The sequence below is a fragment of the Solidesulfovibrio carbinoliphilus subsp. oakridgensis genome (assembly GCF_000177215.2).
Lineage (GTDB): Bacteria > Desulfobacterota > Desulfovibrionia > Desulfovibrionales > Desulfovibrionaceae > Solidesulfovibrio > Solidesulfovibrio carbinoliphilus.
On sequence record NZ_CM001368.1, the window covers coordinates 2,095,064 to 2,110,329 of the forward strand.

Annotated in this window: 11 protein-coding genes; 8 read left to right on the top strand and 3 right to left on the bottom strand. The window is 69.6% G+C overall.

Annotated elements, in window-relative coordinates; genetic code table 11:
* From DFW101_RS09115 to DFW101_RS09125, 3 genes are all read right to left on the bottom strand, one after another.
* Nucleotides 1-963, bottom strand: coding sequence for a DNA-methyltransferase (locus tag DFW101_RS09115; protein WP_009181218.1), 963 nt, complete (start codon nt 961-963; stop codon nt 1-3).
* A 196-nt stretch (nt 964-1,159) separates the two neighbouring features.
* A complete protein-coding gene (locus DFW101_RS09120) occupies nt 1,160-2,290 on the bottom strand; it encodes a hybrid sensor histidine kinase/response regulator (RefSeq protein ID WP_009181219.1) in 1,131 nt (376 codons plus the stop codon).
* Between the two features lie 132 nt (nt 2,291-2,422).
* Nucleotides 2,423-3,523, bottom strand: coding sequence for an HD domain-containing phosphohydrolase (locus DFW101_RS09125; RefSeq protein ID WP_043642806.1), 1,101 nt, complete (start codon nt 3,521-3,523; stop codon nt 2,423-2,425).
* 267 nt (nt 3,524-3,790) lie between these two features.
* Between DFW101_RS09125 and DFW101_RS09130 the strand changes: the two genes are divergently transcribed.
* From DFW101_RS09130 to DFW101_RS09165, 8 genes are all read left to right on the top strand, one after another.
* Nucleotides 3,791-5,620 carry an autotransporter assembly complex protein TamA gene (locus DFW101_RS09130; RefSeq protein WP_009181221.1) on the top strand — a complete coding sequence of 610 codons (1,830 nt, stop codon included), beginning with the start codon at nt 3,791-3,793 and terminating at the stop codon, nt 5,618-5,620.
* Between the two features lie 73 nt (nt 5,621-5,693).
* Nucleotides 5,694-10,031 (top strand): translocation/assembly module TamB domain-containing protein, encoded by a 4,338-nt coding sequence (locus DFW101_RS09135; protein ID WP_009181222.1) that lies wholly within the window; start codon nt 5,694-5,696, stop codon nt 10,029-10,031.
* A 234-nt stretch (nt 10,032-10,265) separates the two neighbouring features.
* Entirely contained in the window at nt 10,266-11,078 is an 813-nt protein-coding gene (locus DFW101_RS09140) for a transporter substrate-binding domain-containing protein (RefSeq protein ID WP_009181223.1), read from the top strand.
* A gap of 166 nt (nt 11,079-11,244) precedes the next feature.
* Complete coding sequence (locus tag DFW101_RS09145; RefSeq protein ID WP_009181224.1) at nt 11,245-11,628, top strand: hypothetical protein; 384 nt, start codon at nt 11,245-11,247, stop codon at nt 11,626-11,628.
* Complete coding sequence (locus DFW101_RS09150) at nt 11,625-12,386, top strand: amino acid ABC transporter permease (RefSeq protein ID WP_009181225.1); 762 nt, start codon at nt 11,625-11,627, stop codon at nt 12,384-12,386. The genes DFW101_RS09145 and DFW101_RS09150 overlap by 4 nt, the downstream gene beginning before the upstream one ends.
* A 26-nt stretch (nt 12,387-12,412) precedes the next feature.
* Entirely contained in the window at nt 12,413-12,673 is a 261-nt protein-coding gene (locus DFW101_RS09155; RefSeq protein WP_009181226.1) for a glutaredoxin family protein, read from the top strand.
* Nucleotides 12,670-13,011 carry a ferredoxin-thioredoxin reductase catalytic domain-containing protein gene (locus DFW101_RS09160; protein WP_009181227.1) on the top strand — a complete coding sequence of 114 codons (342 nt, stop codon included), beginning with the start codon at nt 12,670-12,672 and terminating at the stop codon, nt 13,009-13,011. The genes DFW101_RS09155 and DFW101_RS09160 overlap by 4 nt, the downstream gene beginning before the upstream one ends.
* A 106-nt stretch (nt 13,012-13,117) precedes the next feature.
* Nucleotides 13,118-15,142 (top strand): PAS domain-containing hybrid sensor histidine kinase/response regulator, encoded by a 2,025-nt coding sequence (locus DFW101_RS09165; RefSeq protein ID WP_009181228.1) that lies wholly within the window; start codon nt 13,118-13,120, stop codon nt 15,140-15,142.
* The last annotated feature ends 124 nt before the right edge of the window (nt 15,143-15,266 follow it).

Genomic DNA, 15,266 nt, shown 5'->3' on the forward strand with positions numbered 1-15,266 from the left:
TCACCCGGCGTCGGTAAGCGAACCCGGCACGTCGTCGGCCACGTCCGCGGCCAGCCGCCGTTTCGCCTCGGCCACGTACTCCTCGTGGAGCTCGAACCCGCCGGCCAGACGGCCCAGACGCCGGGCCACCACCACCGTGGTGCCGCTGCCGGCAAAGGGGTCGATCACCACCCCGCCGGCCGGCGAGGCCACCCGGATGAAAAATTCCGCCAGCCCCTCGGGCATGGCCGCGGTATGGGCCACGCCCCGGTGCTGGTTGTAGGTCTGGGGCACGGACACCACGTTGCCCGGGTCCGCGCCGCCGAGGAGATAGGTCTTGGTCCGGTCCCGGCCGAACCCGGCCATGGTGTTTCGCCGGCCAAGGGTGTCGCGCTTGCGGCGGGCGATCTCGGCCGGATCGGCCTTGTAGGGCACGCGCACCGCGTCCAGGTCGAAGTGGGGACGCACGCCCTTGGCAAAGTGGTAGACGTATTCGAAGCTGTCCTTGGTGCGCGGCCCGAACCGGCCGGGCACGGCGTTGGGCTTGGCCCAGATGTAGGTCTCGAGCCACCGCCAGCCCATGTGCTGCAGGGCCAGGACCAGGGCGTAGACGTAGGGGTGGCGCTGGCCCTTCAAGGCCCCCCGGTTGGCCACCCGGTTCTTGATGTTCAGGATCATGCTGCCGGAATCCTTGGCCGCGTCCAGCATGGCCCGGGCAAAGGGCAGGAACCATTCGACGTACCGGTCGGGATGGATGCGGCTGTAGGCCCGGGCGTCGGCATAGGGCGGACTCATGAAAAAGAGGTCCACGCTCCGGGCCGGGAGGCGGGGCAACAGTTCCAGGGCGTCGCCGTGGACGAATCCCTCGGCCAGGGCGTCTGCCAGCGGACAGGCCGGGGCCGCCGTTTCCTTGGCCGGGACGAGGCCCAGCGCCTCCCTGGACGTGCCGGTGTTCCCGTCTTTTTTCTGCTGCTTGTGGCTCATGGTATTTGGGGGCCGCGTCCTTGCCCCGACGCGCGCCGTGGAAAACGGCCGGCGCGGGGCGATTGATCGAAGCGGCGCTGCCGCCTGTTGGTGCCAAGGGCGGCCGCAAGGCGCGGCCGGCTGTCGGAGGAAAATACCCGGCCCGGCCCGCCTTGTCCAAGGGATTGCCAGGGGCCGGGACAGGCGGGACCCGGCCTCAGGCGGCCGAGGGCACGGAATCCGGCTGGGGCAGGACCAGGATGACGGTGGTCGTGTCCGTGGCGTCGGACGTCTCCATGCGGGCGCATCCGCCGTGGGTCTCGGCAATCAGCCGGGCCGAATAGGCCCCGAGGCCGGTGCCGCCGGCCTTGCCCGAGGTGGCGAACTTCTTGAAGAACCGCTGGCGGATATCGGCCGGCACCGCGCCCCGGTTGGCCACGGTGAGGACGGCCGGATCGCCCGGTTGCAAGTCCACCGTGACCGTGGCCCGGGCCGGCGAGGCCTCCAGGGCGTTTTTCAGGGTGTTGGCCAGCATGGTATAAAGGAGCAGCCGTTCGCCGGCAATCAGGCACGGGGCCGCGCCGTCGTCGGGCTCCCCGGCCAGGGTCAGGGCGCAGGCCACTTGCCGGTGGGCGGAGGCAGGCGCGAGTTCCGTGAAAAGCCTGCGCGCCATTTGGGCCATGTCCACGGGTTCCGGGCGAAGGACGTAGGCCCCGCGCTCCATCTTGAACAGATCCAGGGACAGGTTGATCATGGAGAGCATCTTGAGGCCGTTTTCCTCGATCAGGCGCAGAAAAAGGGCCTGGTTCTCGGAGAGGCCGCCTTCGTCCAGGATCAGCGGCGGCAGGCCGATGATGCCGGTCAGCGGGGCCTTCAGGTCGTGGCGCATGATGTGGTCCACGTCCTCGCGCAGCTTGGCCGCCTCGGTCAGGGCCGCGTTTTGCCGGGCCAGCGTCACCCGGGCCGCCCGCAGCTCCAGGTGGTTTTTCACCCGGGCCCGGACCACGGCCGGGCTGACCGGCTTGGCCAGGTAGTCCACGGCCCCGAGCGACAGGCCGAAGGCCTCGTCCTCGGGGGCGAAGCGGGCGGTGACGAAGATGACGGGGATCTCCCGGGTGGCCGGACCGGCCTTGAGCCGCCGGCAGACCTCGTAGCCGTCGAGGCCCGGCATGACCACGTCGAGGAGGATGATGTCCGGCAAGAGGCGCGCCGCCAGTTCCAGGGCGTCTTCCCCGCGCGTGGCCACGTGGATGTCGTGGCCGTCGCGCAGGTACTCGGCCAGAACGCGGATGTTGGCCGGCACGTCGTCCACGAGCAGGACGGAGGGCCTGGCGGTGCGGTCGGTCATGGGCGGCGGCGCGGCCGGATGTCCGGCCCCTTGGTTATGTCCCGAACAGACAGGGCCATGTGGTTTTCAAAAAAGCCGGGGAAGGCGTCCCCTCTTCCCGGCCTCCGCCCGCGCGGCCCCGGGACGGCGGGTTCAGACCAGGAATTCCTTCTGGATCTCTTCCACCCGCTCGAAGTCGGCGAAAAAAGTGTCCAGGATGCGGGGGTCGAAGTGGCTGCCCCGGCCGGCCCGCATGATCGCCAGCGACTTCTCGTTGGAAAACGCCTCTTTGTAGGGCCTTTTGCTGGTCAGGGCATCGAACACGTCGGCCACGGCGCAGATGCGGCCGTAAAGCGGGATGTCCTCGCCGGCAAGGCCCTTGGGGTAGCCCGAGCCGTCCCACTTCTCGTGGTGGGCCATGGCGATGATCTCGCCGACGCGCAACAGCTCGAAATTCGATTCGCCAAGGATGCGGGCCCCGAAGATGGTGTGCTTTTTCATCACCTCCCATTCCTCGGGCGTGAGCTTGGCGGGCTTTAAGAGGATGCTGTCCGGGATGCCGATCTTGCCGATGTCGTGCATGGGGCTCGCCTGCAGGATCAGGTCCACCTCGGCGTCGGGCAGGCCGAGCCGGAAGGCCAGAAGCGCGCAGTAGCGGCTCATGCGCTGGATGTGGTCGGCCGTCTCCTCGTCCTTGAATTCCGCGGCCGCGGCCAGCCGGTGGATGGTCTCCAGGTGGGCCGACAGGATGGTGCGCTGGGACTCCTTGACGTTTTCCAGGGCCATCTTGAGGGCCGAGGTCCGAACGGCCACCATCTCCTCGAGCTCGGCCTGGTAGCGCTTCACCTCGTCCTGGGACTCCTTCATCTTGAGAAGCGACCCCATGCGGACGCGAAGCTCGGTCAGGTCGATGGGCTTGGAAATGAAGTCGTTGGCCCCGGCCTCCACGGCCTTGAGCCTGTCCTGCTTGCTGGTCAGCGCCGTGACCATGATGATCGGCACGTCGGAAACGCCCGGCATCTCGCGGATGCGCCGGGCCACGGTGAAGCCGTCGGTTTCGGGCATCATGACGTCGAGGAGCACCAGATCGATGCTCGCATCCAAAAGCCCCCGCGCCTCGGTAAAAGATTCGGTCAGGATCGGTTCGTGGCCGAGGTTGCGCAAGAGCCCGCCGATGACCCGAAGGTTGATCCGCTCATCGTCGATGGCCAGGATGCGCTTTTGCTTCTCCAACGTGCACCAGCCTTTGGCCATGGGTGAAGACGCCCCCATGATCGCCTGAAAATTCCGGTGGCGAGACTCTAGGGCATGGATTCCCGTGGGGTCAAGCCTGCCGCGACCGGTCGCCGGCCGGCCGAAGCGCGCCCCGTCCGGGGCGGGCGGCCCTTTTGACGCCCGATGCGGAAAAAGGCATGGTTCCTTGGGCCCAAAGCGTCCCGGCGGTTGCTTGGCCGCCGAACCTCATGGTACCGTCCAGCGTTGCAACGACACTGGGAAAGAGAGAACCGCCACGGATTGCGCATGCATCGTATGACCGCCTTTCTGCTCTGGGCCATTCTCGCCTGCATGGTCCTTGGCGCCGCGCCCGTCCGGGCCGAAACCCCTCCCGCCCCGGCGGCCGGGGCTCCGGCCGGGCTGGCCTACGTGGTCCGCTACGACGGGGACATCGCGCCGGACACCCTGGCCCTCCTGCGCCAGATATCGAAGGCCGAGTCCCTGCTCCAATCCCCGCCGGATTCGGTCCTGCTCCTCGAACGCCGGGCCGAGGAGGACAAGGCGGCCTTCCTGAAGGTCTTCCAGTCCGAAGGCCGTTTCGCGGCCACGGTCGCCGCCACCGTGGACCAGTCCGTGTCCCCGGCCGTCCTCACCTATCACATCACGCCCGGCCCCCGGTTCGAACTGCGCCGGGTCACCCTGGCCCCGACCGGGGACACCGCGGGCGAAGCCGGGGTCCTGCCCGCGCCCGCGGCCATCGGCCTTGGCGTGCCGTCGCCTTTTTCCGCCAGGGCCGTGGTCGAGGCCGAGGGCAGGATCCTCGCCGCCCTGCGCAAGAACGCCCACCCCTTCGTGGCCATCGCCGACCGCAAGGTCACGGCCGACTTCGACACCCACGCCGTCACCGTGGCCTGGACCGTGGACACCGGCCCCCGGGCGGCCTTTGGCGAGCTGCGGTTTGCCGGGGTGGCCACGGTCAAGGAGCGCTTCCTGGCGAACATGGCCCCGTGGCAGCCCGGCCAGGCCTACGACGCCGATCTGGTGGCCCGGTACCGCAAGACCTTAAATGGCCTCGATCTTTTTAACGCCGTCCAGATCGAGCCCATAAACGAGCCCGGCCCGGACGGCCGCATCCCGCTCCGGGTCGTGGTGGTCGAGCGCAAGCACCGGACCATAAAGGGCGGCATCGACTACAAGACCGACGAAGGCCCCGGGGCCAACCTCGGCTGGGAGCACCGCAACCTTTTCGGCGGGGGCGAGAAATTCTCGGTCGCGGCCGGCGCCTCGGCCATCGAGCAGACCGGCGAAGCCGCCTTTGAAAAGCCGGATTTCATCACGCCAAAGGAGCTCTTCAAATCCAAGGCCAAGGTGGCCGACGAGGACAAGAAGGCGTACAAGGGCCAAAACGCCCAGGCCACGGCCTCGGTGCGCCGCCAGTTCACGGACGCCTTTTCGGCTGCCGCCGGCCTTGGCCTGCGGGCCTCGCGCATCGAGGAGGACAAGTCGAAGCCCTGGGAGAACGACAAGCGCTACGGCTTCGTCTTTTTGCCGCTCGAGACCACCTACGACACCCGGGACGACGTGCTCGACGCCCATAAGGGCCTTCTCGGCAGCTTTTCCTTCGCCCCCTACTGGGCCACCCTGGCCCAGGGCCAGAGCTTCCTGCGCCCGGAATTTTCGCTCTCCAATTATTTCAAGCTGGCCGATGACCCGGGTGTGGTCCTGGCCACCCGCATCATCGGCGGGGCCAACATCGGCGCCGACCGCGACGACGTTCCCCCGGACCTGCGCTGGTACGCCGGCGGGTCGGGCTCCATCCGGGGCTACCCCTACCAGACGGTCGGTCCGCTGCGCAGCAAGACGCCGGTCGGCGGCGGCTCGCTTTTGACCTTTTCGGTGGAACTGCGGCTGCGGATCACGGAGCTTGTCGGCCTGGTTCCCTTTGTCGACGGCGGTTCGGCCTTTGAAAACGCCCTGCCTCCCTACAACCAGCCCCTTCTGCTCGGGGCGGGCCTCGGCATTCGCATCTACACCCCGATCGGACCCATACGGTTCGATGTGGCCACGCCGGTGACGCGGCGCAAGGATATCGACGACATTGCCCAATTCTACTTCAGCATCGGACAATCCTTCTAGGGAAGGCCGCGCCCCCTCCCCCCGGCCCCGGGGCCGCCGGTGGCTCCGCTGGCTGGCCTGGGGGCTCGGGGGCGTGCTTGGCCTGGTCCTTCTCGTCTGGGGACTGCTCCTGACGCCCTTTGGCCTTGGCGGCGCGGCCCGTGTGGCCGAACGCCTGATCGCCGCCGGCTCTGGCATGCAGGCCCGCATCGAGAACGTGTCCGGCGTCCTGCCGGTTTCGCTCTCCGTCGGCCGGTTCGCCCTGGCCGACGCCAAGGGCCCGTGGCTCATCGTCAAGGACGCCCGCCTGTCCTGGTCGCCCCTGGCCCTTTTGCGGGGCCGGGTGGAGGTCCGCGAGGTCGCGGCCGACATCGTCCGCCTGCGCCGGGCACCGGCCCTGCCGCCGGCTGCGGCCGAGCCCATGCCGCTTGAATGGCCGCCGCGCTTTCCGCGCCTGCCGGCCATCCTGGTCGACCGGCTTTCGGTCGGCCGGCTGATCCTCGACAAGGAAGTGGCCGGACAGGCCGCCGTCATCTCCATCTCCGGCCGGCTGGCCGAATCCGGGCGCGGGGCCGTCGGCCTGACCCTTGCCGCCACGCGCCAGGACGGGGACAAGCCCTTGGCCCTGCGGCTGGCCGGGTCCCTCAATTACGCCGACTGGCGGCTGGCGGCCAAGGCGTCCCTGACCGACGCCCCGGGTGGGCTCCTGTCCGCCGTCCTGGCCGGCCCGGACGGCGGCCCCCTGGCCCTGGACCTGACCGGCGACGGGCCGCTTGACGCCTGGAAGGGCCGGCTGGTCGCGACCCTGTCGCAAAAGGAGCTTCTCGGCCTGGACCTCGGCCTTGGCGTGCCGCTTCAAAAAGACGCCACCGCCTCCTTTTCCCTGGACGCGGCCGCCACCCTGCCGGACGGCCTCCTGCCCGAGGCCGTTTCCCGTCTCGTGGGCCAGGCGCCGACCTGCCGTCTGGCCGGCCGCTACGGCCTGGTGTCCGAGGACCTCTTCCTGGACCGCCTGGACGCGTCCGCCGCCGTCGGCAGCCTGACGGCCACGGCCGGGCTCAAGGCCTCGGACAATACGATGACGGCCACGGCCAAACTGTCCCTGCCCGACGCCGCCCGCCTGGACCCGTCCCTGGCCGGGGTCGTGGAGGCCAGCCTCGACGCCTCGGGGCACCTGTCCCGGCCCATCCTCGGCCTGCGCCTCGTGGCCAAAGACGTCCGCTCCGGGCCGCTGGCCCTTGGCGCGGCCGACCTGACGGCCAGGGCCGAGCCCACGGGCGACTTGTCCGGCCCCTTTCCCGGCGCGACCCTGTCTCTTGCCGGCAATCTGACCAATCTGGCCGGTCCCGAGGGCACCACGCTCCTTGGCGACGACCTGGCCCTGTCCCTCACCGCGGCCGTGGACGGCCAGGGCGGCATCGCCGCCAAGGCCCTGACCATCACCGGCAAGGGCGGGGAGGTGCGCCTGACCGACGCCGGCTGGCAGGACGGCCAGGCCGCCGGCAGGCTGGCCCTCAATGTCGCCGACGTGGCCGGCGCGGCCTCCCTGGCCGGGCTCAAGCTGTCGGGCTCCCTGGCCACCACGGCCGACCTGACCGCCGATGCGGCCGGCGCGGGCAAGGCCACGCTCACGCTCCGGTTCGCCGATCTGGCCGGCCGCGACCCGGCCGATACGGCCGCCGCCGCCCTGGCCGCGCTCCTTGGCGCCTCCCCGACCCTCGACCTCAAGGCCGCCTTCTCGCCGGCCGGCGCAGAACTGTCCGAACTGTCCCTGGCCGGCAAGGCCGTCACCCTGACCGCCACCGGCAGCGTCGATGCCAGGGGCCAGCCCGTGGCCGCCAAGGTCGCGGCCAAAATCCCGGACCTGTCCGCGCTCGGCCCGGCCCTGGGACAAAAGGCCGGCGGCAGCCTGGAACTCTCGGCCGAAGCCACGAGCCCGGCCGGGGCCCCGCATCTCCAGGCCAAGGCCACGGCCGACAAGCTGGTCCTTGGCGATCTGGCCCTGGCCGCGGTCACGCTCGACGCCTCGGCCACGGACGCCCTGGCCCGGCCCGCCGGCAAGCTCCTCCTCACCGCCCGGCGCGAAGGCGAGTCGGCCAGACTGGAAACGGCCTTTGCCCTGGCCGGCGACCGGCTGACGGTTTCGGACTTGAAACTGGCCGCGCCGGACGCCGCGTTCTCCGGCAACGCCGTTCTCGACACCAGGACCGGCCGGGTCTCGGGCAAACTTTCCGGCAATGCGGCCAATCTGGCCGGCCTCGGCCGGTTCGTCGGCCAGACGCTCGCCGGCAGCCTGCGCCTGACCGCCACGGCCGAGGCCAAACCGGCCGGGCAGAGCCTTGCCCTGGACCTGTCCGGCGCGAACCTGCGCCTGCCCGGGGTCGCGGCGGCGAGCCTCACCGTCGGGGCCAGTCTCGACGACGTGACGGGAAATCCCCGGGGCAAGGCCACGGTGGCCGGCAAGGGCGTGGACGCCGGCGGACTTTCCCTGGCCACCCTGTCCGTGGCCGCCACCGGCGACGGCAAGCTCATGGCGGCCACGGTCGAGGCCAAGGGGACCATCCCCGGCGACAAGCCCCTGGAGTTGGCCACCCGGGCCACCCTGGCCCCGGCCGGCCAGGGGCGAAAACTCACCCTGACGGCCCTCGCCGGCAGCCTCGACGCCCGCAAGTTCGCCCTGACCGCGCCGGCCGTCCTGACCTTTGGCGACGGGACCACCCGGCTGGACGGCCTGGCGCTTGCCTACGACAAGGCGGTGCTGACCGCCCAGGCCGCCATCAGCCCGAAGCAGGCCACGGCCAAGGCCACGGTGGACCGCTTTCCCCTGCCCCTTTTGTCTTCCTTCGGCCTGACCGGCGTGGACGGCACGGCCTCGGCCACCGTCACCCTGTCCGGCTCCCCGGCCCGGCCGGAACTGGCCGCCGACCTCCGCTGCGAGGGCGTCAAAATGGCGGCCGAGAACACGCGCGGCGCCCCGCCCCTGTCCGTCCGGGCCACGGCCGGCCTAAGCGGCGGCAAGGCGACCGTGAAGGCCGTGGTCGCGCCGAACGGCAAGAAGGAGGCCGTGACCCTGGAGGCGGCCCTGCCCGTGCGCTTCGCCGTGGAGCCCTTCGTCTTCGACCTGCCCCAGGGCGGGAGCCTCACCGGCCGGCTCCTGGCCGACACCGACCTGTCCGACCTGGCCCCCCTCCTGGCCCAGGCCAACACCCGGGCCACGGGCCGCCTGACCGCCGATCTGGCCCTTGGCGGCAGCCTGGCCGCCCCCACCGTGTCCGGGGCCATGGCCCTGGCCGCCAGCCGCTTCGAGAACGCGGACAGCGGGCTCGTCCTTCGGGCACTCACCCTGCGGGCCGAGGCCGCGAACGGCGTGCTGACCATCGTCCAGGGCGCGGGCCAGGACACCAAGGGCGGGTCCTTCACCCTCTCCGGCTCGGTCGGCTTCGCCGATCCGGTCAACGGCCCCGTGGACCTGACCCTGCGCCTGTCCAAGCTGCAGGTGGCCGGCCTCGACCAGTACACGGCCAAGGCCGACGGCACGATCGCGGTCAAGGGCACGCTCTCGCGCATGCAGGCCTCCGGGGCCCTGACCATCGGCCCGGCGGACATCAACCTGCCGACCAACCTGCCCCCAAGCGTGGTGGTCATCCCGGTCGTCTACGTCAACGACCCCAGGGCTCCCAAAACCAAACCCAAGCCCACCCCGCCGGCGGCGGCCCGCCACATCGACCTCGATCTCAAGATCGCGCTTGGCCAGGCGGTCTACGTGCGCGGCATGGGCCTCGAATCCCGCTGGGGCGGCGAGATCGCCGTCACGGGCACGGCCGCCGCCCCGGTCGTCATCGGCAAGTATTACGTGGAAAAGGGCCTGGTCGAACTTTTCGGCAGCAACCTCGAAATCACCAAGGGCGACGTCGTTTTCCGCGGCGAGTCCCCGCCGGCTCCGACCCTTGACATCCTGGCCGAGACCACTTCCGACGACGTCACCGCCGGCGTCTCCATCACCGGCGACGCGGGGAACCCCTCGATCAACCTGACCTCCAACCCGCCGCTGCCCCACGACGAGGTTCTCTCGCGCATCCTTTTCGGCCAAAGCGCCGCCACCCTCTCCCCGATCCAGGCCGCCCAGCTGGCCCAGGCCGCGGCCTCCCTCTACGCCGGCGGCTCGCCGACCAGCATCCTGGCCCGCACCCGGCGCATCCTCGGCCTCGACCAGCTCACCCTGGTCTCGGGCAAGGGCGGCATCTCCTCCACGGTCGTGAAGGCCACCAAGGAGATCGTCAAGGGGGTCAACGTGGGCGTGGAACAGGGCCTTGGCGCCCAAAGCGGCGCCGTGTCCGTGGAAGTCCAGGTCACCCCCAACATCACCGTGGACAGCCGGGTCGGCGTGGACAACAAGCAGGGCGTGGGCGTCAACTGGAAGTGGGATTATTGATTGAGGGAGTTTAAGATGCCTCCGGCGGCCGGGGGGGATCATCCCCCCCGGACCCCCTGGAGGGGACGCGGGAAGCGGGTGGCGTCCGGAAGTGTTTTCTTCCCGCATCCGGCCGAGAAAAAAGCCGGGACCGCGCGTTTCTTTCGAGAGGGATTCCGGGAGTCGTGATGCGTCGGCTTGGGCGCTTCGGCGCGCGTCAACCTTTTTGCCAGGCTTTTGCCGGGAGGGTGCACCATGATCCGTTTCATCCGCATCGTGAGCCTTGCCTTCGTCGCCCTGACCATGTGCTGCGGCACCTCGGTCGCCGTGACCCCCTTTGACGTCTACGAGGGCAGCAACCTGCGCAAGATCGTCCAACGCGGCACGCTGGTCGTCGGCATGGAACTGAAGTTCTGGCCCTTCGAGTACGTGGACGAACAGGGCAATCCCGTCGGCTTCGACGTGGACATCGCCAGGACCCTGGCCGAACGGCTCGGGGTCAAACTCGAAATCAAGGACATGGAATGGACCGGCCTCATCCCGGCCCTGACCGCCGGCAAAATCGATCTCATCATCTCCGGCATCACCGGCACCCTGGAACGCGGCAAGTCCATCACCTTCACCTCGCCCTACTTCACCACCGGCCTGTGCGCCTTGCTCAGCGCCCAAAAGGCCGGAGACGTGACCGACGCGGCCGCCCTTGACGCCCCGGGCCGGATCATCGCGGTCAAGACCGGCACCACGGCCGATCTGGTGGCCACCAAGCGGTTCCCCAAGGCCACGATAAACCGCTACAGCGACGAGACGGCCTGCGTCCAGGAAGTGGTGGCCGGCCGGGTGGACGCCTTCTTCTACGACCAGATCTCCATCGGCAAGCACCACAGGCAGAATCCCGAAACCACCAAGGCGCTCCTTACGCCGTTCACCTACGAACCCTTCTGCATCGCCCTGCAAAAAGGCGACTTCGACTGGTGGCAATGGCTGGAGTCCTACCTCGCCACCATCAAGAGCGACGGGACCCTCGAGGCCCTGCGCGCCAAATATTTCAAGGACATTCTCGGCAACTAGGCGTCCGTTCCAACGGGCCGGTCCTGTCCCGATGCCGGCGCGCCCTTTGGCGGCGCGCCGGCATCCCTCGACGGCCACGTTGCCGGAACCCGTTTTCCCGGCCGCCCCGCGCCACCAACGCCCACGACCGCCGGACCGGCCGGTCCGGCCTTCCCAAGGAGGCTCCATGTCCCGTCGCGTCCTCGTCCCGGCCCTGTGTCTCCTGGCCCTTTTATGGTGCCTGCCCGCTCCGGCCCCGGCCGAGACCCGGCAGGTCTTCGCCCACCTCTTCACGGTCCCGACCGACGGCGCGGGCGGCACCGACGCCGCGGCCAGGATGCCGGCCTTCGAGGCCTGGCTCGTCGCCTCCTTCGGCGGCTATACCCGGCTCGGGTCCGGGGGCGGCGGCTGGAAAAACGAGGCCGGGCAGGTGGAGATCGAAGGCAACACCGCCTACCTGGCCACCGCCGACCGGGACGTGTCCAAGGAAATCGCGGCCCGGCTGGTGGCGGACTTCGGCGAGCGGGTCCCCTACGTGCTGGTCTTTCCGGCCGGCCTTTTCGCCAAATGAGCGAGAAGGCCTTTCGCCTGACGGTCCGTTTCCTGCTTCTGGCCGCCCTGGCCGGCCTCCTGTGGCTGGTCCTGTCGCACCTGCGCTACCACTGGGACTGGGAGGCGGTCTTCGCCTACCGCCGGATTTTCGTGGCCGGGCTCGGCATGACGATGGTCATTTCCATCGGCGCCATCGTCCTCGGCCTGGCCCTCGGACTGGCCTCGGGGCTGGCCTCGGTGTCGGGCAGCGTGGTCTTGAGCGAAATGGCGGCCCTCTATGTGGGGGCCTTTCGCGGCACGCCGCTGCTGGTGCAGATCCTCATCTTTTACTTCTGCATCGGGGTCCTGGTGCACGTGGACAGCCCCTACGTCATCGGCACGGCCACCCTGGCCTGTTTTTCCGGAGCCTACATCTCGGAGATGGTGCGGGCCGGGGTGGAATCCGTGGACCGGGGCCAGTGGGAGACGGCCGTGTCCTCGGGGCTGACCCACCGGCAGGCCCTTTTCTACGTGATATTTCCCCAGGCGGCCCGGCGGATCGTGCCGCCGGTGACGGGACAATTCGTCTCCTGCATCAAGGACTCCTCGCTCCTGTCGGTCATCAGCGTGCGCGAACTGACCAAGGCGGCCGAGGTCGTCAACGCCACCACCTACAAGACTTTCGAGGCCTACCTGCCCCTGGCGCTTTTGTACCTGCTCCTGACCTGGCCCCTTTCGCACTTGACCGGCCGTCTGGAAAGGGGAATACGTAACGGAACCACCTTTCCGCCGCGATAAGCTTCGGCGGCTCCAAGGAGAATCCCATGTCCGACATCAAAGTCTATGCCCTCTCCACCTGCGTGCACTGCAAGCACGCCAAGGAATACCTCGAAGACCACCAGATCCCCTACGACTGCACCCACGTGGACTTCCTGTCCGGCGAGGAGCGCAACCAGGTCATGGACATCGTGCGCAAGCTCAACCCCGCCGTGTCCTTTCCGACCATCGTCATCGGGGACAAGGTCATCGTCGGTTTCCGCCGCGAGGAGATCGAGGAAGCCCTGTCCAAGTGCGAGAAGAAATGAACGCCAACGAACTTTACGAGCAGCTCAAGCCCCTCCAGGAGGCCAAGGGGAGCTTTTTCAACCCCGACAGGGCCATGACCCTGGATTTGCTGGCCAGCCTGCTCACCAACAAGGAACGCTACGGCTACATGGCCTGCCCCTGCCGTCTGGCCTCGGGCACCTTCGCCCTGGACCGGGACGTGGTCTGCCCATGCGTCTACCGCGACCCGGACGTGGCCGAGTTCGGGGCCTGCTTCTGCGGCCTGTACGTCTCCCCGGCCGTGCGCGACGGCAAGGCCCCCCTGCCCGTGGTGCCGGAACGCCGGCCCCTGGAAAAGACCCTGGCCGCCCTGGGCTGACCCGCGCGCCCGCGGGCCTCCGGATACGCCGGCCCCGACGGGAAGCCCGGCCCTCGCCTCCGGCGTCCCGGGCCTTGGGATTCGATGCCCTGGGGAGAAACCCGGAGTGGAAACCACCTGGAGCGTCCTGCTGGCCGCCGGCCTCTCGGCCCTGGTCACGGCCGTCGGCGCGGCCGCCCTTTGCCGTCGGCGGTCCCGGCGGCGCGACGACCTGTTCCTGGAACGGGTGGTCGGCACCCTGGCCGATCCCTTTTACGTCAAAGGCCCGGACGGCCGCTTCCTGCTCGTCAACGACGCCTTTTGCATCCTGGCCGGCCGGTCGCGGCCGGACATCCTCGGCCGCAACGCGGCCACGGTATTCCCCGGCCGCTTCGGCTCCGCCTCCCTCAAAAACGACGCCATGGTCCTGGTCTGCGGCTTCGAGGACATCGCCGAAGAGTCGGCCGTGGACGCCGACGGCCGCCACCGCACCTTCATGACCCGAAAGACCCTCCACGTCGACGGCCTGGGCCGCCGCCACGTGGTCGGCATCATCCGCGACATCACCGCCCGCAAGGAGGCCGCCCGGGCCCTGGCCCAAAGCGAAGTCCGCTACCGCCGCATCGTGGAAACCGCCAACGAGGGCATCTGGGCCGTGGACGCCCGCTGGCGCACCACCTACGTCAACGCCGTCATGGCCGCCATGCTCGGCTGCGACGCACCCGGCATGATCGGCCGGTCGGCCAGCGAGTTCCTCTTCCCCGAGGACCGGGAACTCCACCGGGCCATGCTGCGCCGCGAAGTCCTGCCGCCCGGCGGCGGCGTCTACGAACGGCGGCTCAAACGGCAGGACGGCCGGGAAATCTGGACCATCATCGCCGTCAGCAGCGAGTTCGACGCGTCGGGCCGCTTCCTGGGCTCGGTCGGCATGTTCACCAACATCACCGACCGCAAACAGGCCGAAGAAGCCCTGCGCCTGTCCGAAGCCCGCCTGGCCGCCGCCAAGGAGGCCGCCGAGGCCGCCAACAAATCCAAAAGCGAATTTCTGGCCAACATGAGCCACGAGATCCGCACCCCGTTAAACGGCCTGCTCGGCATGCTCCAGATTGTGGAAGACACGGCCCTTGACGGGGACCAGCGCGACTGCGTGGTCACCGCCCTGGACTGCGGCCGGCGGCTGACCCGGCTTTTGACCGACATCCTCGACCTGTCCCGGGTCGAATCCGGCAAGCTCGTCCTCGTCGCCGACCCCTTCAGCCTGCGCGAGGTCTTCGCCTCCATCCAGACCGTCTTCGCCGTCACCCTCGACCAGCGCGGCCTTGCCCTCGAAACCGCCATCCACCCGGACGTGCCGGCCCTGCTGCTTGGCGACGAGGGACGCATCCGCCAGATCCTGCTCAATCTCGTCGGCAATGCCGTCAAATTCACCCGGTCCGGCACCATCACCCTGGAAGCCGGCTGGCACCCGGCCGACGAAACCGGCGGCAGGCGGCTGGCCCTGGCCGTCGGCGATACCGGCATCGGCATCCCCCACGACAAGCACGACACCGTCTTTGAGACCTTCACCCAGGTCGACGCCTCCAACACCCGCATCCACCAGGGCGCGGGCCTCGGCCTCTCCATCGTGGACCGGCTCGTGCGCCTCATGGGCGGCACGGTCCTGCTCGACAGCGAGCCCGGCATCGGCACCATGGTCATGTGCCTGCTGCCCCTGGCCCCGGCGGCCGGACCCGCCCGGGACGCCACCCCCGCCGCACCGCCGGCCGCCACCCCCGGGCTGCGCATCCTGCTCGTCGAGGACGAACGCATAAACCGCCTGACCGTCGGCAGCCTGCTGCGAAATGCCGGCCACACCGTCCTCGAAGCGGCCTCGGGCCGGCAGGCCCTCGACATTTTCGGCCGCGAAACCGTCGACGCGGTGCTGCTCGACATCCAGATGCCCGGCATGGACGGCCTCGAAACCCTGGCCCTCCTGCGCGACGCCGCCCTCCACGGCCCCAGGGCCGCCACCCCGGTCATCGCCCTGACCGCCCACGCCATGGTCGGCGACCGCGAACGGTTCCTGGCCGCCGGCATGGATGACTATCTGGCCAAGCCCGTCGAATGGACCGGCCTGGCGGCGGCCCTGGCCCGGTTGGCGAGACGCGGGTGAGAGAAAGAGGCCTCCGGCGGCCGGGGGGGATCATCCCCCCCGGACCCCCTGGGCGGGGGAGCGGGAATGGAGGGAAGCGGCTGGCGGGGTAGTCGTGGTCGGGTGCGCGTCGACCCCTTTCGGG